This is a genomic window from Weizmannia sp. FSL W8-0676 (genome assembly GCF_038593015.1).
In the GTDB taxonomy this organism is placed as follows: Bacteria; Bacillota; Bacilli; order Bacillales; family Bacillaceae_C; genus Weizmannia; species Weizmannia coagulans.
Map to the genome: position 1 here is coordinate 2,368,895 of NZ_CP151954.1, position 22,541 is coordinate 2,391,435.

At 47.9% G+C, this 22,541-nt stretch carries 19 protein-coding genes and 2 pseudogenes; 5 read left to right on the plus strand and 16 right to left on the minus strand.

The window, feature by feature from the left end; translation table 11 throughout:
* Positions 1-17 precede the first annotated feature (17 nt).
* The 5 genes from rpoN to fdhF all read right to left on the minus strand — a co-directional run bounded on the left by rpoN (position 18) and on the right by fdhF (position 5,469).
* Complete coding sequence (gene rpoN / locus NST20_RS11735; RefSeq protein WP_342399485.1) at positions 18-1,352, minus strand: RNA polymerase factor sigma-54; 1,335 nt, start codon at positions 1,350-1,352, stop codon at positions 18-20.
* A 194-nt stretch (positions 1,353-1,546) separates the two neighbouring features.
* The gene (locus tag NST20_RS11740; protein ID WP_013860193.1) at positions 1,547-1,672 is read right to left on the minus strand and encodes a hypothetical protein; all 126 of its coding nucleotides are present in this window, start codon (positions 1,670-1,672) and stop codon (positions 1,547-1,549) included.
* A 14-nt stretch (positions 1,673-1,686) separates the two neighbouring features.
* Positions 1,687-1,905, minus strand: coding sequence for a heavy-metal-associated domain-containing protein (locus NST20_RS11745; RefSeq protein WP_013860194.1), 219 nt, complete (start codon positions 1,903-1,905; stop codon positions 1,687-1,689).
* Positions 1,898-2,404, minus strand: coding sequence for a DUF1641 domain-containing protein (locus NST20_RS11750; protein WP_285958805.1), 507 nt, complete (start codon positions 2,402-2,404; stop codon positions 1,898-1,900). The genes NST20_RS11745 and NST20_RS11750 overlap by 8 nt, the downstream gene beginning before the upstream one ends.
* Positions 2,405-2,475: 71 nt before the next feature.
* Positions 2,476-5,469, minus strand: coding sequence for a formate dehydrogenase subunit alpha (fdhF, locus tag NST20_RS11755; RefSeq protein WP_342399486.1), 2,994 nt, complete (start codon positions 5,467-5,469; stop codon positions 2,476-2,478).
* Between the two features lie 128 nt (positions 5,470-5,597).
* Here fdhF and NST20_RS11760 point away from each other — a divergent pair, with 128 nt between their 5' ends.
* On the plus strand, positions 5,598-5,816 hold the full coding sequence (locus tag NST20_RS11760; RefSeq protein WP_061574296.1) for a hypothetical protein: 219 nt from the start codon (positions 5,598-5,600) through the stop codon (positions 5,814-5,816).
* A 306-nt stretch (positions 5,817-6,122) separates the two neighbouring features.
* On the opposite strand, the pseudogene NST20_RS11765 reads toward NST20_RS11760, so the two are convergent.
* Together NST20_RS11765 and NST20_RS11770 are read right to left on the minus strand one after the other, a co-directional pair.
* A pseudogene (locus NST20_RS11765) lies at positions 6,123-6,454 on the minus strand (DUF4351 domain-containing protein); the annotation flags it as partial.
* 205 nt (positions 6,455-6,659) lie between these two features.
* Positions 6,660-8,756 carry a PBP1A family penicillin-binding protein gene (locus NST20_RS11770; protein WP_017553698.1) on the minus strand — a complete coding sequence of 699 codons (2,097 nt, stop codon included), beginning with the start codon at positions 8,754-8,756 and terminating at the stop codon, positions 6,660-6,662.
* Positions 8,757-8,983: 227 nt separating this feature from the next.
* Between NST20_RS11770 and NST20_RS11775 the strand changes: the two genes are divergently transcribed.
* On the plus strand, positions 8,984-9,487 hold the full coding sequence (locus tag NST20_RS11775; protein ID WP_017553697.1) for a universal stress protein: 504 nt from the start codon (positions 8,984-8,986) through the stop codon (positions 9,485-9,487).
* 305 nt (positions 9,488-9,792) lie between these two features.
* A pseudogene (locus NST20_RS11780) lies at positions 9,793-9,873 on the plus strand (YjcZ family sporulation protein); the annotation flags it as partial.
* A gap of 141 nt (positions 9,874-10,014) precedes the next feature.
* Here the strand turns inward: NST20_RS11780 and NST20_RS11785 are convergent.
* From NST20_RS11785 to NST20_RS11815, 7 genes are all read right to left on the minus strand, one after another.
* Positions 10,015-11,031: an oligopeptide/dipeptide ABC transporter ATP-binding protein gene (locus NST20_RS11785; RefSeq protein ID WP_061566471.1), complete on the minus strand. Its 1,017-nt coding sequence runs from the start codon at positions 11,029-11,031 to the stop codon at positions 10,015-10,017.
* 136 nt (positions 11,032-11,167) lie between these two features.
* A complete protein-coding gene (locus tag NST20_RS11790; protein WP_342399487.1) occupies positions 11,168-12,076 on the minus strand; it encodes a C40 family peptidase in 909 nt (302 codons plus the stop codon).
* Between the two features lie 162 nt (positions 12,077-12,238).
* Positions 12,239-13,849, minus strand: coding sequence for a peptide ABC transporter substrate-binding protein (locus tag NST20_RS11795; protein ID WP_118498935.1), 1,611 nt, complete (start codon positions 13,847-13,849; stop codon positions 12,239-12,241).
* Between the two features lie 97 nt (positions 13,850-13,946).
* Positions 13,947-14,954, minus strand: coding sequence for an ABC transporter ATP-binding protein (locus tag NST20_RS11800; protein WP_013860205.1), 1,008 nt, complete (start codon positions 14,952-14,954; stop codon positions 13,947-13,949).
* 5 nt (positions 14,955-14,959) lie between these two features.
* Complete coding sequence (locus tag NST20_RS11805; protein WP_342399488.1) at positions 14,960-15,913, minus strand: ABC transporter permease; 954 nt, start codon at positions 15,911-15,913, stop codon at positions 14,960-14,962.
* 170 nt (positions 15,914-16,083) lie between these two features.
* On the minus strand, positions 16,084-17,013 hold the full coding sequence (locus tag NST20_RS11810; protein ID WP_342399489.1) for an ABC transporter permease: 930 nt from the start codon (positions 17,011-17,013) through the stop codon (positions 16,084-16,086).
* A gap of 264 nt (positions 17,014-17,277) precedes the next feature.
* On the minus strand, positions 17,278-17,982 hold the full coding sequence (locus NST20_RS11815) for a gamma-glutamyl-gamma-aminobutyrate hydrolase family protein (RefSeq protein ID WP_061566474.1): 705 nt from the start codon (positions 17,980-17,982) through the stop codon (positions 17,278-17,280).
* A gap of 273 nt (positions 17,983-18,255) precedes the next feature.
* Between NST20_RS11815 and corA the strand changes: the two genes are divergently transcribed.
* The gene (corA, locus tag NST20_RS11820; RefSeq protein ID WP_342399490.1) at positions 18,256-19,206 is read left to right on the plus strand and encodes a magnesium/cobalt transporter CorA; all 951 of its coding nucleotides are present in this window, start codon (positions 18,256-18,258) and stop codon (positions 19,204-19,206) included.
* An 82-nt stretch (positions 19,207-19,288) separates the two neighbouring features.
* On the opposite strand, the gene NST20_RS11825 is transcribed toward corA, so the two are convergent.
* Positions 19,289-19,558, minus strand: a complete 270-nt coding sequence (locus tag NST20_RS11825; RefSeq protein WP_342399491.1) for a YhdB family protein — start codon at positions 19,556-19,558, stop codon at positions 19,289-19,291.
* A 355-nt stretch (positions 19,559-19,913) separates the two neighbouring features.
* On the opposite strand from NST20_RS11825, the gene NST20_RS11830 reads away from it, so the two are divergent.
* Positions 19,914-21,323: a SpoVR family protein gene (locus NST20_RS11830; protein ID WP_342399492.1), complete on the plus strand. Its 1,410-nt coding sequence runs from the start codon at positions 19,914-19,916 to the stop codon at positions 21,321-21,323.
* Positions 21,324-21,418: 95 nt separating this feature from the next.
* Here NST20_RS11830 and NST20_RS11835 read toward each other — a convergent pair whose 3' ends face one another.
* The gene (locus NST20_RS11835) at positions 21,419-22,402 is read right to left on the minus strand and encodes an acyltransferase family protein (RefSeq protein WP_342400423.1); all 984 of its coding nucleotides are present in this window, start codon (positions 22,400-22,402) and stop codon (positions 21,419-21,421) included.
* Between the last annotated feature and the right edge of the window lie 139 nt (positions 22,403-22,541).

Sequence of the window (22,541 nt, forward strand, 5' to 3'; positions counted from 1 at the left end):
GAAAAATTTTTTCCTGCTTATTCGTACCTTTTTCTTTTGGAAGATGACGGAATGCCGAGCTGTTCGCGGTATTTTGCCACTGTCCGGCGCGAGATTTCAAACCCTTTTTCATTTAATACAGCCACAATTGCCTGGTCGGAAAGCGGCTTCCGCTTGTCTTCCCTGCTTACAAGTGCTGAAATTTCATTTTTGACCTCGGCGCTCGATGCCGCTTCTTCCCCGCCGGCAGAACGGATCGGCAAGGCGGTCGTGAAAAATGTTTTCAATGGAAAAGTCCCAAACGGCGTTTCCATATACTTTTCCCTCACTGCGCGGCTCACTGTCGACTCATGCATCCCGATTTCATCCGAAATTTCTTTCATCGTAAGCGGCTTTAAATGCCCTTTTCCATATAAAAAGAAATCCCGCTGTTTTTCAAGCAGTGCTGCGCCGACTTTCAGCAGCGTTTCTTTCCGACTTTCGATGCTTTTTCGGATCCAGTAGTATTCCTGCGTTTTTTCTTTTAAATAGCGGGTGACGCTGGCATCTCCGGACGGATTCATGCTTGCATAGCTTTCATTCAAGCGGAGCTTTGGAACCTGGTTTTCTACAAGATACAATTCGAGCTTTCCCGCGTGATTTTTGACCAAAAGATCAGGAACGATGTATTGCGGCCGATCCGCCATAAAACCGGATCCCGGACGCGGGTTTAATGTCTGCACATAATCAGATACCCGCTGAATTTCCTGCAGGGAGATATCGAGTTTTTTCGCAATTCCTCTCCATTTTTTTTCGGCAAAATCGAGAAAATGGCGACTGATCAATTCTTCCGCATGCCCGGGCGCATCCGGATCCCTTTTTATCTGGATCAGCAGGCATTCCTGAAGCGATCTTGCGCCGATTCCGGCCGGATCCAGCGACTGGAGAATGCCAAGCGCTTTTTCGGCATCTTCTTCGGAAATGGCAGCCATTTTTGCCGCTTCCTGAACCTGGATTGTAAGATAGCCGTTTGCATCAAGATGGCGCGCATAAAGTTGGACCGCTTTCACGATTGCGTTTGGCAACGCTTTCATATCCAATTGGCTGATCAAAAAATCCGGGAGTGTTTCCGTCTGTGCAGGAATTTGTTCAATCCAGTTTTTGTCCTGGCTTTTTTTCTGCCCCTTTGCACGGCTCAAGCCGGAAAAACGGGAATCGACCAGTTTAATATTGGTGCTGGACAGTTCGATGAGAGGATTTTCTGCAGCTTTTTCTTCCAAAAAAGATGCGAGCTCCTGGGACGAGAACTGAAGAACCTCTATTGCTTGCTTTAATTCCTGGGTCATTGCCAGTTTCATTGATTGCTTTTGCCACAATCCGACTTGAAGATTCATAACATTCCCCCCTTGGCAATGATAGAAGGCTTCTCTTGCTTTTGTCTTTTATTTTACAACATTTTTGTGTTTTAGTATATGCAATGGCAAGAAGTCCCATGCTTTCGGGGATATGGGCAGCCGGCAATAAAGGCGCTATTTTTTCGGAAAATATGCGCATATAAATGGCGTTGCGATGCCGCAACGCCATTTGCTTAATTTTCATCTTCAAAATCGAATTTCCGGTCGGTCCGGCAGTTTTCACAGACATAAAGCACTCTTCTTGATTCCGCTTCGTTTTCTTCCGGTGCTTGGGAACCGCAGATTTCGCATACTTTCAAGTGCCTTCCTCCTTTTATGGTTCCATCATTTCGGCACGGTATCCCTGCTCCGTCACGGCTTGCACCATGTCGTGGCAGGATGCCGATTGGTCATTATAGGTAAACGTCGCTTCTTTTCTTGCCAAGCTTATTTCAATTTCGCGGACGCCCCAGACTTCATTCAGGGCGCGTCGGACTTTGGCGGCATCTTCTTCATTTACCATATCACTTACTTTCAACATCCCTTTAGCCAATGTCGGTTCCTCCTTTAGGAAGTGAATGGTTTTGCTCCATGGCTTCCCCCATCCCCGCCAAAACGCCAGCCATCATAGCAAGCGACCGTTTCACTTCCGGGGAGCGCATGCTTTTTCCGAGCTTCCACAGGCTCTCCTGCCCCCCGGATTGAGCTGCTTTTTCAAATCCGCTCGTGATGCCTGAAAGGATCGTTTGCAGTTGTTCCGGATCGATGGAACCTAAAAATTTAAATACGTTCATCCCGTTTTTGATGACATGGTACATGGCGGGCTGGTTCAGTTGCCCTAAAGCAATTTCGGCAACATCAACGCGGTTTTGGAGCAGGCCTTCCATCGCGTTGAGCACGCCCATGCCATCCAGCTGTTTGATGATCTCCAACAATTTAATCAGTGATTCCCCGTTTTCAGCGGCTGCCTTTACAACCGCCGACATAGACGCTGCCTGCCATTCTTCTGGGGCCGGATCCACTTGTTTAATTTGCCTGATCGCCTTCGCCATACGCTTTCCCTCCCGGCTTTATTAATTTCACGGCCGGGACAGAGCCTTCCCGCCCGCGGTATTCTTTCCGATTACCGGCCCGTCCCGTTTGCCTGGTCACCTTCGCCATCTGCTTTTCCTCCCGGTGAAAATAGTGCCGTGATCGGGATAAAGTCATCCCGCTTCCATTTTTCTTCCACTCTTACACTGATTTGCGGAATCCGGTTGCCGTAACGGTGGTTCACCTTTGGCAGCGGCGGTTTTCCTTTTTCTTCCAAAATCTCCATTTTTACGCCCATTTCTTTGTAGTTCGGGGTATGGGTCACCCGGTCATGATAGCTGCTCGTCAGCCGGTTCACCATTTCATTCTCTTTCCGGGCGTTCATCGTTAAGTACAATTCTTTTCCTTGAACCCGCCCGGTCACAACAGCCCGCACTTTCACCTTTCCGTAAGGCGATGTCAGCCGTACAAGCGCCCCGTCTTTTATCCCCCGTTCTTCCGCCGCCTCCGGTGAAATTTCAAGCCACGGCTCCGGCACTTTGTGATGAATGCCCGGGGAACGGTCCGTCAAATTTCCTCCATGGAACTGTTCTAGCAGGCGGCCATTGTTAAGATGGTAATCGAATCCCTCTCCGGCTGAAAAAGGCGGTTCCCAGTCAACCGGCACAAGCCGGGCTTTGCCGTCCGGAAAGGCAAAACGGTCTTGATACAGAAGCGGCGTGCTCGTACCGTCTTTTTTAACCGGCCAAATTTGGCTGTTAAAGCCTTCCAGTCTCTCGTAGCTGATGCCGGCAAAGTACTTTGCCAGGCTTGCCGCTTCCGCCATGATTTCGCCGGGATGCTGGTAATGCCACTGGGCACCCATTTTGTTCGCGAGCTCCTGGAAGATGACCCAATCCGGCTTCGATTCGCCCATCGGTTCAAATACCTGGTAAAAGCGCTGGATGCGCCGTTCCGTATTGGTAAACGTTCCTTCTTTCTCAAGGCTCGGCGCAGCCGGCAGGATCACATCGGCAAATTGGGCCGTTTTGCTGAAAAACATATCTTGCACAACAAAAAAGTCGAGCTTTTCCAGATGTTCTTCCACAAAATTAATATTGGAATCAACGATCGCCATTTCTTCACCGAACAGGTAGAGCCCCCGGAGCTTTCCGCTTTCTACCCCGCCGATCATTTGATGATTGTCAAGCCCCGGGTTTTCCGGAAGTTTAACCCCCCAAGCTTTTTCGTATCGTTCCCTTACTTCTTTATCTTCTACCGGTTCGTAGCCCGGGAACCAGGCGGGCATCGTTCCAAAATCACAGGCGCCTTGCACATTATTGTGCCCTCTGAGCGGATATGCCCCCGTCCCAGGGCGGCCGTAATTGCCGGTAACCAGCAACAAGTTGGAAATGGCCGTGCTTGTATCAGTCCCGCATATGTGCTGGGTGATGCCCATCGCCCAAAGAATGCAAACGGATTTGGCTTCATGGATCATCGTTGCCATTTTGATTAAGTTCTCTTTGGAAATGCCGGTTTTTTCTTCGGCAAATGCCAGCGTGTATTTTTCCAGTGAAGCTCTGAACCGGTCTAACCCTTTGACCCTGGCTTCAAGAAATGCTTTGTCTTCCCAGCCCTGATCGAGAATGTATTTTGTCACAGCATTAATCCAAATCAAATCCGTGCTTGGCTTCGAATGGATAAATAAATTGGCGCGGCTGGCCAGTTCGTTTTCCCTTAAATCGACGACCATAAGTTTTTGCCCGTGCAATTTGTGCGCCCGTTTTATGCGTGTCGCAAGGACAGGATGGGATTCGGCCGGATTCGCGCCCACCGTAACCACCAAATCCGCCTGCTGGATATCCCGGATGGTGCCGGAGTCCCCGCCGATGCCTACGGTCCGCAAGAGCCCTGACGTTGCCGGCGACTGGCAGTAACGCGAGCAATTATCCAAATTATTGGTACCGATGATCGCGCGGGCAAATTTTTGAAAGAGATAGTTTTCTTCGTTCGAACATTTGGATGAAGCGATAAAGCCAAGCGCGTCCGGCCCGTGCTGTTCTTTTATTTCCTGCAATTTGCTTGCGATCAGATTCAGGGCTTCATCCCAGCTTGCTTCAACAAATTCTTCCCCTTTGCGGATAAGCGGCTTTGTCAAACGCTCTTCGCTGTTGACGAAGTCCCACCCGAACTTTCCTTTGATACATGTCGAGATGCCGTTTACCGGCGCATGTTCCTGCGGCTCAACTTTTAAAATATGGCGCCCTTTTGTCCAAATTTCAAAACTGCAGCCGACCCCGCAATAGGTACAAACTGTTTTCGTTCTTTTGATTCTCGATTTCCGCATCGCCGACTCCATTTCGGATATGGCGAAAATTTCTTTATACCCCGGTTCGACTTCTTTTGTGAGATCAATCATCGGCTCCAGCACTTTTGGCGGGATGCCGGTTAAATACCCTGCTTCCCCGAGCATGGACTTTTCCATAAGCGCATTGCACGGGCAGACCGTGACGCAATGGCCGCAAGATACACATGAGGACTCATCAATGGGAACATCCTGATCCCAGATCACTCTTGGCACTTCCCGGTCCCAGTCAATCGTCAATGTTTCATTGACTTGCAGATCCTGGCAGGCCTCCACACACCTTCCGCAAAGAATGCACTGGTCCGGTTCATAGCGGTAAAAAGGATGGGATTGGTCCGGCGGGTAGGGTTTGGCTTCAAACTGGTATTTCTGATGCTCGATTTCAAGATGCTCGGCCGTGTTATGGACAACGCAATTGCCATTATTGTTGTCACACACAGTGCAATAAAGCTCGTGGTTTTTCAGAATCCGTGACATTGCTTCATATTGGGCATCTTTTACAGGTTTGGAACCGGACTCCACGTCCATTCCCGGCTTTGCCTTGGTTGCACATGCCCGTACCAAATTCCCGTCCACGTTCACAAAACAGGTATCACAAGTTTGAATTGATCCGAGATTCGGGTGGTAACAGATGGCGGGGATGTACATATCGTGGGCATTGGCCACTTCCAAAATCGTTTGCCCTTTACGCGCCGCCAGTTCTTGCCCGTTTATTCGAATCGAAAAGGTTGTTTCTTCCATCATCGGCCCCCATTTCATGCCTTTTTTATTAGGATTGCCAATTGGCTTTCTTCTATAACTGCTTTGGGATTGTTTCTTTGCCGTTTTGTGCATAATAAAAGCAGATTTTTAAAAAAGGGGATTAAACCATGGAACAAGCGAAATTGTTTGAACGAATCAAAAACATGATCATATCATCCACAAAAGAACCGAAATATACTGCACTGTCTGCTGTCAAGCTGGCCGATTTATTTGACACGGACCCTCGTGAAATAGAGAAGGCCATCAGGGAATTGGTTGAGCAAGGAAAACTGAAGAAATCCAAACTGGAGGGGCCGCCGCGCGCGGACATCTATTCTTTGCCTTGACTTGTCCCGCTCCCTGCATCCGGCAAAGCGGGTTCGAAAAAATGAAAAAACATGGATGGAAGCTTGCATAAACCGGCTGTGGATGCTACCTTTAAGAGAGGATTAAACAGCTAAGGGTGGGGAATTTATGAACGGGTTTATGAAAAAACAATATTTGCCTATGGCAATCGTTGCCATCGCTTTGGGCATCGTGATGGCCCCGTTTGTTTTAAACTTGATTGCCTATCTTGCCTTGCGATAAATTTCATGGACAGCTCCTGTTAAAAAGCGGGAATTTTTCAGATTCCCGCTGCATTGTGTTGCGCCTTAGGAATGCTCCAGTTGCTGTTTTATTTTTTCCACTTCTGTCCGGCTCAGGTCGATCATTTTAACAATCAATTGTAGTTCCAGGCCATTCTTGAGCATCCTGGCAACAATCGTTTTTCTCTCTTCTTTCCTTCCTTCCTCTTTTCCCTTCCTATACCCGCGGTCAAAGTAGGAATTTGGCAGCTTCAGTACTTGTTCTGCTTCGTCCGTGTCCAGCATTTTAATGTTTTCATTACTTCCGCCTCCTCTTCTTCGTTCAGTTTTAAATAAAAATCAAAGAAACCATACAACAGCCTCATTTTTGCCGGATCAAGTTCCAACCGGGCCAGCATCCAATTATTTTCTTATTTTTCAGTTTTATTTTATAGGACAAATGTCCGTTTTTCAAGTGCTTTTCACTCTCCCAGGTTGCGGAATGAAGCAGCATACGGGGGAAAGCATGCAGTCCCCCGCAACCTTTTTGAAAGGCAATCAACAATTAAAGCCGAAACGCCTCCCCCTGATTGAAAGACATTCCGGCTTTATAAATGAGTATGTTTACTGGCCAAGAATTCCTTTCAGCTGCTCTTTCAACTTATCTGCTGCACCTTTCCAGAATCCCTGGTTATCCTCGATTTTTTTCTGCAATTTATCAGCTTGTTCTTTTATCGTTTCATCGATGTTTTGCAGTTTTTCTTTTAACGGGTTGCCGTTTTCCTTCTGGTCATTGATGGATTCCACCCCGAGGTCACCCGGCTTTGTATATTTTAGCGTGGCATTCATCACGCTGTTGAAAACCGGCACAATGCCCTGTTCACTCAGGCCGTATAAATAATGGTTCCGGTCTGTCTGGTCATATCCCATCCAGACCACCCCGACAAGATTAGGCGTATAGCCCGCAAACCATTGGTCCATTGTACCGTCAACCCCGCTGAACGGCAATTGGGTGGAGCCTGTTTTTCCGGCAATTTTATAACCGGGGACCGCTACCCCTTTGCCGGTTCCGGATTCCACAACATTCAGCAGCATGGATGTCATTTCCTGGGAAACTTTTTTCGATATGACCCTTTCCTGCTTGTCTTTATATGCTACCAAAACTTTTCCGGTCGGGCTCACGATTTTTGTAATGATATGCACTTCCGACCGTTTCCCGTTGTTTGGAAACGTGGTGTAGGCTTCGGCAATGTCTTCGGGGGAAACGCCGTTTTGAATATTCCCGAGCGCAATGCCGAGCTGCTTGTCCTTCTTGGTGACCGGGATGCCGAATTTTTTCGCCGATTCGTACCCTTTTTCCACCCCGATTTTATTCAACAGCCAGACGGCAGGAAGATTGAGCGATTTTTCGACAGCCATGTACATCGGCACTTTACCGAGATATTGGTTGTTATAGTTTTTCGGCGCATAACCGCCTTTAAACGTCATTACTCTATCTTGCAGCATCGATTCGGGGTTGTACCCTTCTTCAAGCGCCGGCGTATAGACGGTAATCGGCTTCATGATCGATCCAGGCTGCCGTTTCAGCTGCGTTGCCCTGTTGAAGCCGCGAAATACTTTTTCTCCCCTTCCCCCGACAAGACCGCGGACGCCGCCGGTTGACGGATCTACAAGGATTGCCCCGCTTTGGATGATCTGGCCGGATGTGCCGGACGGAAAGAGTGATGATTGCCGGTAAACATTTTCCAATGCCGTTTGAATATTTTGATCCATTGCGGTATAAATTTTATACCCTCTTGTTAAGATCTCTTCCTGTGTCAGGCCATATTGATCGATTGCCTCGTCCAGCACCGCATCGACGTAATATGGGTATTTGCCCGTCAGCGCATCTGTTTTTTTATCTTTTAGCGCAAGCTTTTCGCTTTTTGCCTGTTCATACTGGGATTTCGTGATCATCCCGTACTCTTTCATTGCGAAAAGCACGACATTGCGGCGGTGAATGGCACGGTTATAATGGCGGTACGGGTCGAGTGCATTCGGTGAATTAACAAGGCCCGCCAAAGTTGCCGATTCGGATAAGTCCAGATCTTCCACGTCTTTTCCAAAATATTTATTGGCCGCTTTTTCAACACCCCAGGCGCCTTCCCCGAAATAGACCTGGTTTAAATACATCTCCAAAATTTCTTTTTTTGTGTAATGCTTCTCAATCTCAATCGCCAAAAAAAGCTCCTGAATTTTCCTTTTTAATGTCCGTTCCGGGGAAAGTAGCGCATTTTTCGTTAATTGCTGGGTAATGGTGCTTCCCCCGGCAGCCGCCCCGCCGATCCGGATATCTTTTAAAAGAGCGCTCAAGGTACCGATGATATCAAACCCGTGGTGTTTGTAGAAACGGTGGTCTTCGATTGCTACTACCGCATTTTGCAGGTCTTCCGGCATTTTTTTAATCGATACGCCTTCCGAGCGGTTTGCAGAAATTCTGCTTGCTGTGTCCCCGTCTTTGTCATAAATAACGGTCGTCTGTTCCAGCCCTTTTTTTAACTGCCCGACATTCGCGCTTTTTGCGTAATAAGCAAAAAAAGCTAAAAAGCCAAGCAATGAAAGAGAGGCTGCCAGAATGATAATTTGAGTCATATGGGCCCTTTTCCAAACTTTTTTGAAACCGTTCCAAAATCCCCAGAAATAAGGTCTGAATTTATCTATATAAGGTTTGAATTTGTTCATATCTGTCGATGTCCTCATCTTTCCCCAATCTGTGAAACTGCTATCTCAAACACCCGGCTGATTGGCCCTTAAGCAAAAGGATATTATGAATGGCCGGAAAAATCAATGACCCCTGTAGAAAATGCAGTTCTTAAAAACCAAAAAAATATGCTGAAACCGTTTTTTTCTTCTCGTTCCGGGTAAAGAAAAGAGGGTGTTCCAAGCCATACATGAGAGGATGATGGTACATGTATCAGCATATTGCCATTGCATACGATGACTCGGAGGGGAGCCGGAAAGCGCTGGACAGGGCCTGTTCATTTGCCCTTGCCTTAAGAGATATAAAATTATCCGTTGTCCACGTGAACCAGGAAAGTGAAGTGGCAGCACCGGTACCGGATGAAAACATCGGCGTGCCGCCAACCATTTCCGTTCCGGGGCTGGACGGGCGGGTTTACCCGGTTGACCCGCCGCCTGTTGATGAACCTTCCACACAGCAATTCATCCTGAACGATGCGGAGGAAGTCATGAATCATGCCCGCAAATTATTGGATGCAAAAGGGGTCAAAGCCGATACCCATATTTTAGAAGGCAAGGTGGCCGACAGCATCATTGATTTCGCCCGCAACGAGAATGTAGACTGCATCATTACCGGAAGCAGCGGAAAAAATGCTGTAAAAAGTTTGTTCATTGGAAGTGTAAGCAAAAGCCTTGTAAAAAATGCGGATGTGGATGTGCTTGTCGTAAAATAAGCCACCGGCACCGCTCATGGGAAAAACTGTAGGAAAAGCAATTCAAATAGACAAAAAAACTTGTTTGCCGGCGAACAATCCCGGACTGGCAAACATGGCCGCATTCTGGCGGAAAACCGGGGCGGACGTGCAGGAAAGCAGTGCCAGGGCCGCCCGGATCAGAATGCTTTTTTTCTATTCCTTGATAAACGTCCAAACTTCTGCCTTCCATCTTGCATACATTAACATTGCACGACGGAAAGACGGAGGTGAAAAATATGGGCTTTTGGGGCTGCGGATACGGTGGCTATGGCGGTGGCTATGGCGGCGGATACGGCAACAGCTTTGCGCTGATTGTTGTGCTGTTTATTCTGTTGATTATTGTCGGTGCCGCTTACCTGTTCTAAGAACCGGGGCCCGGCCTTATTGGGCACGGGCCCGGCTTCTTTTTTCCAAACGCTTACAAGAAAACCATTCGTACGGCTTCTACATACCATTGCCCGCCCGCTGTTCCACCGGCTTGCCGCAGCTGCATGCCTTTCAAGCAATCAAACTTTTCCAACCTGATTTGCGCCGGAAGAAACGGTTGCTGCCGGACTGCCCTTCCCATCGTAAAGATGGCATGCGACATAATGGCGGTCTTCAATCTCCAGCCATTCCGGTTTTACACGAGCACATATGTCCATTGCTTTCGGGCATCTTGTCCGGAATACGCACCCGCTCGGCGGCGTGACCGGGCTTGGGATTTCCCCTTTTAAAATAATTCTTTCCCGTTTATCTTCAATTTTCGGATCCGGAATCGGAATGGCCGACAGCAACGCTTCCGTGTAAGGATGCAGCGGTTTGCGGTACAGGCTCTTGCTCTCCGTCAATTCAACAAGATGGCCGAGATACATGACGCCGATCCGGTTGCTGATATGCTTTACCATTGATAAATCATGGGCAATAAACAAATAGGTGAGATTTTTTTCCCTTTGCAGTTTTTTCAATACATTGACAACCTGGGCCTGGACAGAAACATCCAGTGCGGAAATCGGCTCATCGCAAATCACAAACTCCGGGTCAAGCGCGAGCGCCCTTGCAATCCCGATCCGCTGCCGCTGCCCCCCGCTGAATTCATGCGGGTACCGGCCTGCATGCTCTCTGTTTAGCCCGACTTCTTCGAGCAATTCATATATTCTTTCAAGCTCTTCCCGTTTATTTTTAAAAATGCCATGGACTTCAAGCGGTTCAGCAAGGATCTCGCGGACAGTGGAACGGGGATTCAGGGAAGCATACGGATCCTGAAAAATCATTTGGACATTTCTTTTCATCAGAAAACGCTCCCGCTCATTCAGTGCATGGATATCTTTTCCGCCATAAAGGATTTGCCCTTCGGTTGGGGTGTAGATCCCCATCATCAGACGCCCTGCCGTCGACTTTCCGCATCCCGATTCCCCGACAAGCCCGAACGTTTCCCCTTTATAAATATCAAAAGTAAGATCGTCCACTGCTTTTAAAAATTGTTTCTTTCCAATCTCAAAGTATTTTTTGACATGCTTGACTTCCAACAGTTTTTCCATCATGTCGCACTCCCTTCACCCGGCTGCCGCAACCCGTATTGCTTTTGCAGCCGGTTTGCCGCATACTCCCGGCCACCAACGCCGCGCTGCATTCCTTTCGCAACCCGTTGCGTTGCGGATTCCCATCTTATGCGCGACTTTACATCCAGTAACGCCGCGCACCGCATAGTTCTTTTTCGTAAATCGTTCCTTCCATATCCAGCAGTTCAACAGGCCGGCCTGTTTTCGGCGAGTGGAGCAGCTTCCCCTCCCCCGCATAAATTCCGACATGGTGGATGGCGCCTTTTCCTTCCTCATGGGCAAAAAATAAAAGATCGCCGGGTGCGATGCTTCCGAGCGGGACGGTCGTTCCTCCTTTTGCCTGTTCATGGGCATCACGGGCAATGGCCCTGCCTGTTGCAGCAAGCACCATTGTATAGGAAAATCCTGAGCAGTCATATCCATATCCGCTCATGCCGCCCCATAAATACGGGAGGCCGAGAAACATTTTTCCGGCGTCAAGCATATGCCTGCCCTGGCTGCCGGGACTGCTCCCCTTCAACTGCACATCCTGTTTTTTAAGCGATGCCGTTTTCCCCCGTACCGTTTTTACAACGAACCGGTCCTTTGTTTCATCCACTACAGAAAAGCGTGTTTGAAAGCTCACTTCAAATAAAGGGAGTTGATTTTCATCATAGAGCATTGCAAATGGCTTTTTAATGGCACAAACAGTAGTATCTTGCGGCCATTCTTCTCCCTGCCTCAGCTGGCAGCGGGGGACCCAGCCGGGATAGCCGTCCGGATGTTTGCTGGAAGGCTGTTCCGGAACGGAAATATACGCCCACTTCCCCTCTGTTTTATGGACAATGACTTTTCGGCCGTAGAGCACCTGTGTCTGGATTTTATTTTTCCGCCAAAGTTCGTGCCGCTGTTCCAATGAAAGGCCGGTGAGCCATTGCTTCATATTCGCCGGGTTCCGGAGGGCTTCTTCGTCTCCGGCACCCGGCGATTGTGCGGAAGTCCAAACGGTGGCGACAGGGGTATCCACTAAATAAACCTGCTTTCCCATGTTCCGCCCCCTTTCCCTCAGATTTCTATTTTTGGCAGTATCAGGCGGGGAGTTTCCCCGCTGATAGTGCCTATTCTTTTCCATTCGTCCGGGCAGCCGGGCCGCGGACAATGCCCGCCAAATGCTTTCCCGGGCAAACAGCCCCCTGCCAAAAACAGAGCATTATTTTACATTGGCCCATTTCAGCTCAAGATAGCCGACAGGATGGCGGACGATGCCTGTTACATGATCTTTTTGCAAAAATACCTGGTTGTAAAAATAGAGCGGGAAGATCGGCATGTCGTCAATGAGAATTTTTTCTGCCTCGTGCATCAACTCATAACGTTTCGTTTCATTGGTTTCATTTTTTGCTTGCTGGATCAATTGGTCATATTGCTTATTGCTCCATCCTGTTCTGTTCATCGCTTGCCCGGTTGTGAAGCTTTCGAGGAAGTTAATCGGATCCCCGTAATCAGCCAGGAATGAACTGCGGGACAATTGGAATTTCAATTTTTTCTGCTCAGCCTGGAAGACATTCCATTCCATATTGGCAAGCTTCACATGGATGCCCAGGTTTTCTTTTAGCATCTGTTGGATTGTTTCCGCAATTTTTTTATGGACCGGGTCCGTGCTGTAAGTGAGGGTGACCTCAGGCAGTTTTGTATACCCCTCTTCCTGCATTCCTTTTTTCAGGAGGGTTTTCGCTTCTTTTGCATTTGAAGTATACAAATTGCCGCCTTTTTTCCGGAAGTCGCTGCCGTCCGGTTCGGTAAACCCGTAAGAAACAAACCCGTAAGCCGGTTTTTCATCATTTTTCGTGACATATTTGACAATTTGCTTCTGGTCAATGGCCATTGCGAATGCTTTCCGGATATTTTTATTCTGGAACGGTTCTTTATTGACATTAAACCGGTAAAAATAGGTGCCGGCCTGATCCTCTACTTTCACTTTTCCTTCCTTAAACAGCTGGGCTGCCATATCTGCCGGGACATCTGAAACATCCAGTTCCCCGTTTTGGTACATTTGATATTCAGTGTTCGGATCGTCAACCTCTGCCCATTTCACTTTATCAAGTTTTACATTTTTGGCATCCCAATAGTTTTCATTTTTTTCCATGATGAAATGGTCATCGTGTTTCCATTCTGTGAGTTTAAATGGCCCGTCTGAAACATACGTTTTCGCTTCTGCAAACCATTTCGGATTTTTTTCGGCCACTTTCTCGTTAATCGGGAAGAAAGCAGGATTTGCGATGACGTTCAGAAAATAGGACTGCGGCCCGGTTAACGTGACTTCCAGTGTTTTGTCATCGGCCGCTTTCACTTTGACGCCGTCTTTTGATCCTTTTCCGGTGTTATACGCCTCCCCGCCTGCAATAAAGTATCCTAAAAATGCGGCAGGCGAAGCAGTTTTCGGGTCGAGCATTCTTTTCCACGCATATTCAAAATCACCCGCTGTCACCGGATCCCCGTTTGACCATTTTGCATTGTCCCGGAGGTGGAATGTATACGTCTTGCCTCCATTTGTGACATCCCAGCTTTTTGCAATCGCAGGGTGCGGCTTATTGTCTTTGCCAAGGCGCACAAGCCCTTCCATTAAATTGTTCAGTGCATTCCATGAAACGGAATCGAACCCGATTGGCGGGTCAAATGAGGTGGGCTCAGACCCGTTGTTTAAATTTAATACCTTTTCTTTGCTGCTTCCGCCCGGGCTGTCTTTTGAGCTTGACTGGCTCGTACAGGCAGCAAGCGAAGCAATAAGCGCAAAACTGATAACCATACTCCAAAATTTCTTCATACATTTCCCCCTTTTCTTTTCCGCATTGCGGGCAGCCCTGACCCGTTTGTCCCCCTTGCAGTATCCGGGCGCCGTCAATGCCTGCTTTCTATTTCATCTACAGGCGTACACCCGTAGTTGAAACCGCAAATTTGGCCCGTTCGTCCTGCAGCCAGCAGTAAACCTGATGGGAAGCTGATTTTTTCGCGCGAAAAGGCTCCACACGGCTGCATACTTCCATTGCCATCGGGCATCTCGCCGTAAACGGGCAACCGGGAGGCGGCGCAAACAAATCCGGCGGCGTGCCGGGAATCGGAATAAGTTCTTCCTCTTCCATATCGAGCCTTGGAACCGAGTTTAGCAACCCTTTTGTATAAGGGTGTTCCGGATGATAAAAAATTTCTTCTCTTGTGCCGGTTTCGGCAATCTTACCGGCATACATCACCGCAATCCGGTCGGCAACCTGGGCCACAACACCGAGGTCGTGCGTGATCAAAATGATGGATACGCCCGTCTCCCGCTGGATTTTCTTAAACAGTTCAAAAATCTGTGCCTGAATGGTGACGTCCAAAGCAGTAGTCGGTTCGTCCGCGATAATGATCTCCGGATTGCAAATCAAAGCCATCGCAATCATGATCCGCTGGCGCATTCCGCCGCTGAACTGGTGCGGATATTGTTTTAACCGTTCATGCGGGTCCGGAATGCCGACCATGTGCAACATTTCAATGACCGTTTTTTTCGCTGCCTCGCGGGAAAGATTTTGATGCTCCTGTACCGCTTCGAGCAACTGGTTCCCGATGGACAAGGTCGGGTTCAGCCCTGTCATCGGATCCTGGAAGATCATGGAGATTTCCGCCCCGCGCATTTTCCGCATTTGCTTTTCGCCGTATTTTAAAATATCCGTGCCTTTAAAGCGGATCGAGCCGCTTAACTTCTTCACATTGGTATTGGGAAGAAGCTTGAGGATCGCTTGCGATGTCACGCTTTTGCCGCATCCGGATTCACCGACAATGGCAAGCGTCTCGCCTTTGTTTAAATAAAAGTTCACCCCGCGCACGGCCTGCACCGTTCCGCCGTATGTCGAAAAAGAAACGTGCAGGTCTTCCACTTCGAGAATCTTGTTCAATTCCGTCACCTCCTCAGCTTCGGATCGAGCGCATCTTGCAGCCCGTCGCCAAGCACATTAAACGCAAACATCGTCAGCGAAATAAAGAACGCCGGGAAAAATAAGCGCCACCACTCGCCCGTTAAAATCGCTGACAACCCGTCATCCGCCATCACGCCCCAGCTCGCATGCGGCGCCTGAACCCCCAATCCTAAAAAACTGAGGAAAGCTTCACTGAAAATGGCACTTGGCACGGTCAGCGTCATCTGGACAATAATTGGGCCCATTGTATTGGGGAGCAGATGTTTGCGGATAATCCGTGACGTTTTGGTGCCGAACGTTTTAGAGGCCATTACAAATTCATAGTTTTTAATCTGCAATACCTGGCCGCGGACAATTCTGGCCATACCGACCCAGCCCGTTACGGTAAGCGCAACAATAATCGTGCCGAGCCCCGGCCCCATCACAACCATCAACAGGATCACAACAAGCAGATAAGGAAGGCCGTACAGCACTTCAATAATCCGCATCATCATCTGGTCGATGCGGCCGCCTTTGTAACCCGCAATGCCGCCGTATATCACCCCAATGAAAAATTCAATGATGGCCGCCATAAACCCGACAAACAGCGAAATACGCGCGCCATACCATGTTCTTGAAAACATATCGCGCCCGAGCTGGTCGGTCCCGAACCAATGCTCCTTGGAAGGCGGCAGATTCTGGTTCGTCAGTGACAGCTTCGTCACGCTCTCAGGTGCAATCAGCGGGCCGATGATGGCCATCATGATCAAAAGAATCAGCACCACAAGGCCGAGCATCGCCAGCTTATTTTTGGCAAGCCGGTTCCATACATCATGCCAGTACGATATGCCCGGCCTGACAACGGCTTCCTGCATTCCGGCTTCTTTCTTTTTCGGGACAAACCATTCATCCGGAATCTCTGAAACGGTATCCACTTTATCCTGATTGGCTGTTTGCAAGATGTCCACCCCTTACTGCTCTATTTTTATGCACCAGATTTTGCGGAATCGGGACGATGGCTCTTTTTAAATATGATTTTGCAGGCCATTGGCGCCGGATGTTACGAAAAGCCGGGGCCTGATGCCCTATCTCTATGCAGAGCCGGGCTGCTTCTTTTCGGAACCAGTGCTCATTGTTCCTTTTTATGTAACTTGATCCGCGGATCGAGAATGCCGTACGCAATATCAACGAGAAACAGCATGATAATCAAAAAAATGCTGTAAAATACGGTTGTCCCCATGATGACAGGATAATCCCGATTATTGATGCTTTCGACAAAATACTTTCCCATGCCCGGAATGGAGAATATTTTTTCAATGACAAAGCTTCCCGTCAAAATGCTCGCCGTCAATGTCCCTAAAATGGTAATCACCGGCATCAGCGCATTTCTGAGGGCATGTTTGATGATAATTTTTATTGGAGAAAGCCCTTTTGCACGGGCGGTTTTGATGTAATCCTGCGTCAGCACTTCCAATAGGCTTGACCTTGTCAGGCGGGCGATAATGGCCATCGGGCTGACGGCCAGGGCGGCAGTTGGCAGGATCATATGCGCCGGGGATGTCCAGGTTGCAGCCGGCAGGATTTTCAGATTGACCGCAAACTCCTGGATTAACATCGTTGCCAGGATGAAGTTCGGAATCGAGATGCCAAGCACGGCAATGGTCATCGCCAGATAGTCGATGATGCCGTTATGGTTCAACGCGGCAAAAACGCCAAGCACGATGCCGGATAAAACCGCAACCAGAAGTGCTGTCATGCCAAGTTCAAATGAAACCGGAAAACCCCTGCCCAACATGCCGTTTACCGTTTGGGACGGCTGTTTGATAGATGGGCCGTAATCAAATAAAACAATGGATTTCACATAATACAAATACTGTACATAAACCGGCTTATCCAGATGGTATTGCGCCTCCATATTTTTTTGCACGGCTTCCGATGCGTTGCGTTCCTGGTTAAAAGGCGATCCCGGAATAGCCTGCATCATGATAAAAGTCAAGGTGGTGATCACCCACAGTGTGACAACCATGGCGGCGAGCCTTTTGAGTACATACTTTGCCATATGCAGACACCTTCTCATGTTTAAAATGGGCATACTGTTGTGTTTATATTTTTATTTATATAATAAATAGACGAAAAATTCAATAGCATTCAATATTTATTTTAATTCTACAATAGCAATATTTTCGGAATATGGAAAGCGATTTTATTTTTTTCTTGGCCGCCACCGGCAGAAGACAGGAGTTAAGCAGGAGTTAAGCAAGAGCCTGCAAATTTTTCCGGTTTGCAAAAAGCGATAAGGAAAGCGCGATTACAATAAAGCGGACTAAATGTTTTTACAGGAAGCGATAAAAGCGGAAAAAAGGTTCAAGGAAACAGGATCGTGTATGGCGGCCAAAGCTTCGGGATGCCACTGGACACCAAGCATAAAGCGGGCGTTGCGATTTTCCACCGCTTCAATGATCCCGTCAGGCGCACGGCCGGAAACCGCAAGCGGCGCTTTCACGGTTCGGACTGCCTGGTGATGGAAGGAGTTCACTTTAATTGTTGCGCTTTTTGCCCATTTTTCCAGTAAACTTCCCGGCAAAACATGGACCGTATGGGAAAGATGGGAGCGGGCAGCCCGCTGTTTGTGCTGTAATAGCGGTGTTTTCCCCTGGCTATAAATATCCTGGAACATATCCCCGCCGGATGCAACAGCGAGAATCTGGATGCCCCTGCAAATGGCAAAAAGCGGCATATCCGCCTGGACCACAAACCGGCATAGCGCAATCTCAAATGCGTCGCGGCCGGGCTCAATTTCACCGAGCCCCGGAACCGGCTCTTCCCCGAACCAGGATGGATCTACATCCCCTCCCCCGGAAAGCAGGATTCCGTCCGTTTTGGACAATAATAAAGGGATGTCCTCTTCCCCGCCGGCCGGAAGCAATACCGGGACGCCGCCCGCCATGCGGACAGCCTTGATGTAGTCATCGGCCAAATACTGGGAAGTTTGATTGGCGCTGCATGTAATACCGATCACCGGTTTCATTTTTCATCATCCTTTCGCTTTTTCTTGTTTTAACAGCACGGGCGCCTGTCTTTGCGGCTGGCTTTTCTGCCGGGCCCGGCATAAATGGCCGTGACGTTTATGTTCTTGTCGCTTTCGGCGCAGCGGATGCCCATCTTTTTTGCGCCCGTTATCCCGGCAAAAGGACGGGCGAACCGCCTTTCATTTTGATTTAATGCAAGGCCGTCTGCGGCATAGTAAAATAATGCTAAACGGAAGATTGGCAAACCCCATGTGAAAAGGATGTGCCTGTTTATGATACATATTATGGCGATGACGAAAGAAAATGTACTGAAAGCCCCAGCTTCCATTGAAGAATTGGAAGGGAGCGGCTGGAAATGGTATTGGATTGATTTCGACCAGCCTTCGGAAGAAGAAATTTTAAAACTGCGCAATCCGCTCGGTTTCCATCCGCTGGCCATCGAAGACTGTATGCATAAGCTGCAACGGCCGAAACTGAATGATTACGAAGACCATGTCTTTTTTGTGTTCCAAAGCCTTAATCCCAACAGGCTGCAGAAAGAAGAATTGAACATGTTTCTCGGGGAGCATTTTGCCGTGACCTTTCACCATCTCCCGTCAAAAGAAATCAGCGAAGTGCTGGATAAACTGAAAAAAACGGATGAACCGGGCAGATGGGGGCCTGCGATTATTCTTTATGAAGTGCTGGACAAGATTGTTGATCATTATTTTCCTTATTTGTATAAGATAGAAGACCGTCTGAATGAAATTGAAGACAATTCAAAAAATGAATCGATGGAGGAACTGCTTGCAAGCCTGTATGCAACAAGGCATGATTTGCTTGTGTTGAGGAACACAATTATGCCGATGACGGATCTTGTCTACCGGATGCTGAATTCCCATTCGGTTCCCGGCATTCAGAAAAAGCTCGCGTACTTCCATGACATCCATGACCATTTGCTAAAACTATCCGGGATGGTGGAGTCTAATCGTGAGTTTACGACCGATATCCGTGACAGTTATTTGTCTTTAAACTCGCACCAAACGAACCGGGTAATGAAGATTCTCACCATTTTCACCACGATTTTTATGCCTTTGACTTTTATTGCAGGGGTGTACGGCATGAATTTCAAATATATGCCCGAACTGGAATGGAAATACGGCTATTTCGTCACTCTTATTGTGATGTTTCTGATCGGCGTCGGCATGACTTACTGGTTTTACAAAAAAGGCTGGCTGAAATGAGGGCAGCTGAATACCCCGCATCCGCCCGGAATGAAGCCGGGCACCAGGACAATGGGGAAGCAAAAAAGCGGAGGCGCCTTCTTCAGGCATGGCCCCCGCTTTGGTACAGAAAACCCGGTTCCGCCGCCCCGCTCCGGTCCGCCATTTCGTTGGCATGATCAATATAGCGGTGCAATGCAAACAGGCATCTTTCAATGACGTTATAATCATGCGAATAATGATAAGCATGTAAAACATGCTCAATTTTTTTGGAAAGAAAATCATCTTTCGTCCGCACCATCAAAATCAGCAAATTATCCCATTGCGAGCGGTGTGTGTAATAGAAAGCGCGGTCATAATCAATGGGATTCATCCCGGCTCCCCCTTTCTTGTGCATTTGCTTTATTAAAAAGCAAACCCTAATAAAAGGAGTCAGCATTATTGTATGTGTTTTTATTGATTTTGCGCGTTGAAAAACTTGCCTTGCGGGAAACGAAAGGCTGTTATCATTTGGAACGTATTTTTCCGGTTTTCGGCCCGCGGCAAGCTTCCATGCAGCCGGACGAATCATTTGGATCTCACAGTCCCGGAAATGGCGGTGCCTGCTCGTGCGCAGGATGTTTTCATTTCGCGGATCATGCGAAAAATCCTTCTTCGTGTCCTCATGTTTTTTCCCTTCCGTTCATACATTGGAAAAAAGGGTGACTTTTAAAGGGGAGGAACATTTCATGCATGATCATGAAAGCCTGCAATATGCGATTGATGAGATAACGGAAATCGCGTCCGGTTTCGGGCTTGATTTTTACCCGATGCGCTACGAAATCTGCCCGGCGGATATTATTTATACTTTTGGCGCTTACGGCATGCCGACCAGATTTTCGCACTGGAGTTTCGGCAAGCAGTTTTTCAAAATGAAGTTACAGTATGACCTCGGGCTGAGTAAAATTTATGAGCTTGTCATTAATTCTGATCCGTGCTACGCCTTTTTGCTGGATTCCAACACGCTTGTCCAAAATAAGCTGATTGTGGCGCATGTTTTGGCGCATTGCGATTTTTTCAAAAACAATGTCCGCTTTCAAAATACGAAACGGGATATGGTGGAGAGCATGTCTGCAACAGCGGAAAGAATCCGGGCATATGAGCTGAAATACGGCAAAAAGGAAGTGGAACAATTTATTGATGCCGTGCTGGCAATTGAAGAACATATCGATCCGTCGCTCATGCGGCCGAAATTGAACTGGACCATGGAAGATGCGGAAGAATGGGATGAAGAACCGAAACGCAAAGAAGGGCCGTATGATGAATTGTGGTCGCTTGATGAGAAAAAGCCGGGACAGAAAGCGGCGAAAAAAACCAGAAAGTTTCCGCCGCAGCCAGAAAAAGATATTGTCCTTTTTATTGAACAATACAGCCGGGAATTGACGGAATGGCAGCGCGACATTATGACCATGATCCGCGAAGAAATGCTCTATTTCTGGCCGCAACTCGAGACAAAAATCATGAATGAAGGCTGGGCCTCTTTCTGGCATCAGCGGATCATGCGCGAACTTGATTTGACGACGGATGAAGCAATTGAATATGCGAAACTGAATGCGAGCGTTGTCCAGCCATCCAAAACTGGCATCAATCCCTATTATTTGGGGATCAAAATTTTTGAAGATATTGAAGAACGCTGGAACAACCCGACGGAAGAAATGAAAAAACGGGGCGTACGGCCTGGGACCGGGCGTGAAAAAATATTCGAAGTGCGCGAAATTGAAAGCGATATTTCATTTCTGCGCAATTACTTGACAAAAGAACTGGCTACAAGGGAAGATATGTACTTGTTCCAAAAACAGGGGCGGGACTATAAAGTGGTGGACAAAGAGTGGGAGCATGTACGCGACCAGCTTGTCAATATGCGCGTAAACGGCGGGTTCCCTTATTTAACCGTGACGGACGGAGACTACCGAAAAAACGGGGAGTTGTATATTCAGCACTGGTATGAAGGCATTGAACTTGATTTAAAATACCTGGAAAAAGTGCTGCCCTACCTTTACCAGTTATGGGGCAGAAATGTCCACCTCGAAACGGTTGTGGAAGAAAAGCCGATTGTCTTCTCTTATGACGGAAGAAGCGTGCAACGGAAATATTTGTAAAAAGGCACGGGCCCCGTTTCATGCCTGGGGGCAGCCTGTAAAAAAGCGGCGAAAAACCATTTGATTTTCCGCCGCTTTTCAGATGTTTTATTTTTCTACAACCGGAGCTCAATAATTGGCCTTGTAAATTTCCGGATATAATAACTGCCAAGAAATAAACAGATGCCAAGTGAAAAGACAATCAGCAGCAGGTAATTGTCCGCCAGCCAGTCAAGCACATTGGGGGAAGCGGCTGTCTCTATTGTCTTTATGATAAAACCGTGCAGCAAATACACATAAAGCGTGCGCTCGCCGATTTTTGTCCACTTGTACCCTTTGCTCGGGATTAACAGGAAGAACCCGAGAATAACAAGCAGCGTGACAGCATATTGGGCCAGCCGGATCAGCCCGCTAAACCAGTATTCCATCCCCATGCCTGCGTAAGAAGTATCGCCAAGGAGCCACGGCACGGCATCTTTCGGGAAAAACTGGCCGGTTGCAAGCGTGATGGCACACAGAATCAAAATGCCAGCTGCCGGCGCGTAAGGAATATTGCGGATTTTTTGCAAATGCCTTCCTTCCAGCAAAAAGCCGAGCAAAAAATACGGAAAAAATACGAATGTGCGGGAAAGGCTCAGAAAGCTTCCGTCCTCATCCCAGTAGCCAATCCCAATGCCAAGCGCCGCCGCAGCCGCGAGGCCGAAAAAGTGGAAGCGGGCAAACAAATGGAGCAGAAGGTTCCAAAAAAACAAACTCAGCAAAAACCATAATGTCCAGTGCGGTTTCAGAAAGTTTACTGTCAGATGCGATTCTTCGCCTGTATAATAATAATAAACAGAATAAATACATTGAAAAATGAAATACGGAACCAAAATCTTTTTAAAAGATTTTGAAATATGGCCTTTTTTTCGGTATGCTTTTGAAAAATAGCCTGAAATAAGAATAAATGCCGGCATATGAAACAGGAAAATGACGGTATACAGCGTAAAGAGGAAATTGTCTTCGGCTTTAAACGGGCTGATCAGGTGCCCGAGAACGACAAGATAAATCAGAATAAATTTTGCATTGTCAAAATACGAATTCCTTTTTGCTGCTGATATCTGCCATCCTCCGTTCCTGTTGTACAGCAAGTATTGCGATGTCGACGCCTTTCGTTTTCTATACCCCCTGCACGGGAAAATGAATCAATATTCATACAGGAAACCCTGCGGTCCCTATTATACAAATTTTATATTACAA

What these genes read in the sequence shown, in the direction of transcription:
- rpoN (WP_342399485.1), bottom strand. Translation starts at nt 1,352, where the DNA reads ATGAATCTTCAAGTCGGATTGTGGCAAAAGCAATCAATGAAACTGGCA.
- NST20_RS11750 (WP_285958805.1), bottom strand. Translation starts at nt 2,404, where the DNA reads ATGGCGAAGGCGATCAGGCAAATTAAACAAGTGGATCCGGCCCCAGAA.
- fdhF (WP_342399486.1), bottom strand. Translation starts at nt 5,469, where the DNA reads ATGGAAGAAACAACCTTTTCGATTCGAATAAACGGGCAAGAACTGGCG.
- NST20_RS11760 (WP_061574296.1), top strand. Translation starts at nt 5,598, where the DNA reads ATGGAACAAGCGAAATTGTTTGAACGAATCAAAAACATGATCATATCA.
- NST20_RS11770 (WP_017553698.1), bottom strand. Translation starts at nt 8,756, where the DNA reads ATGAACAAATTCAAACCTTATATAGATAAATTCAGACCTTATTTCTGG.
- NST20_RS11775 (WP_017553697.1), top strand. Translation starts at nt 8,984, where the DNA reads ATGTATCAGCATATTGCCATTGCATACGATGACTCGGAGGGGAGCCGG.
- NST20_RS11785 (WP_061566471.1), bottom strand. Translation starts at nt 11,031, where the DNA reads ATGATGGAAAAACTGTTGGAAGTCAAGCATGTCAAAAAATACTTTGAG.
- NST20_RS11790 (WP_342399487.1), bottom strand. Translation starts at nt 12,076, where the DNA reads ATGGGAAAGCAGGTTTATTTAGTGGATACCCCTGTCGCCACCGTTTGG.
- NST20_RS11795 (WP_118498935.1), bottom strand. Translation starts at nt 13,849, where the DNA reads ATGAAGAAATTTTGGAGTATGGTTATCAGTTTTGCGCTTATTGCTTCG.
- NST20_RS11810 (WP_342399489.1), bottom strand. Translation starts at nt 17,013, where the DNA reads ATGGCAAAGTATGTACTCAAAAGGCTCGCCGCCATGGTTGTCACACTG.
- NST20_RS11815 (WP_061566474.1), bottom strand. Translation starts at nt 17,982, where the DNA reads ATGAAACCGGTGATCGGTATTACATGCAGCGCCAATCAAACTTCCCAG.
- corA (WP_342399490.1), top strand. Translation starts at nt 18,256, where the DNA reads ATGATACATATTATGGCGATGACGAAAGAAAATGTACTGAAAGCCCCA.
- NST20_RS11825 (WP_342399491.1), bottom strand. Translation starts at nt 19,558, where the DNA reads ATGAATCCCATTGATTATGACCGCGCTTTCTATTACACACACCGCTCG.
- NST20_RS11830 (WP_342399492.1), top strand. Translation starts at nt 19,914, where the DNA reads ATGCATGATCATGAAAGCCTGCAATATGCGATTGATGAGATAACGGAA.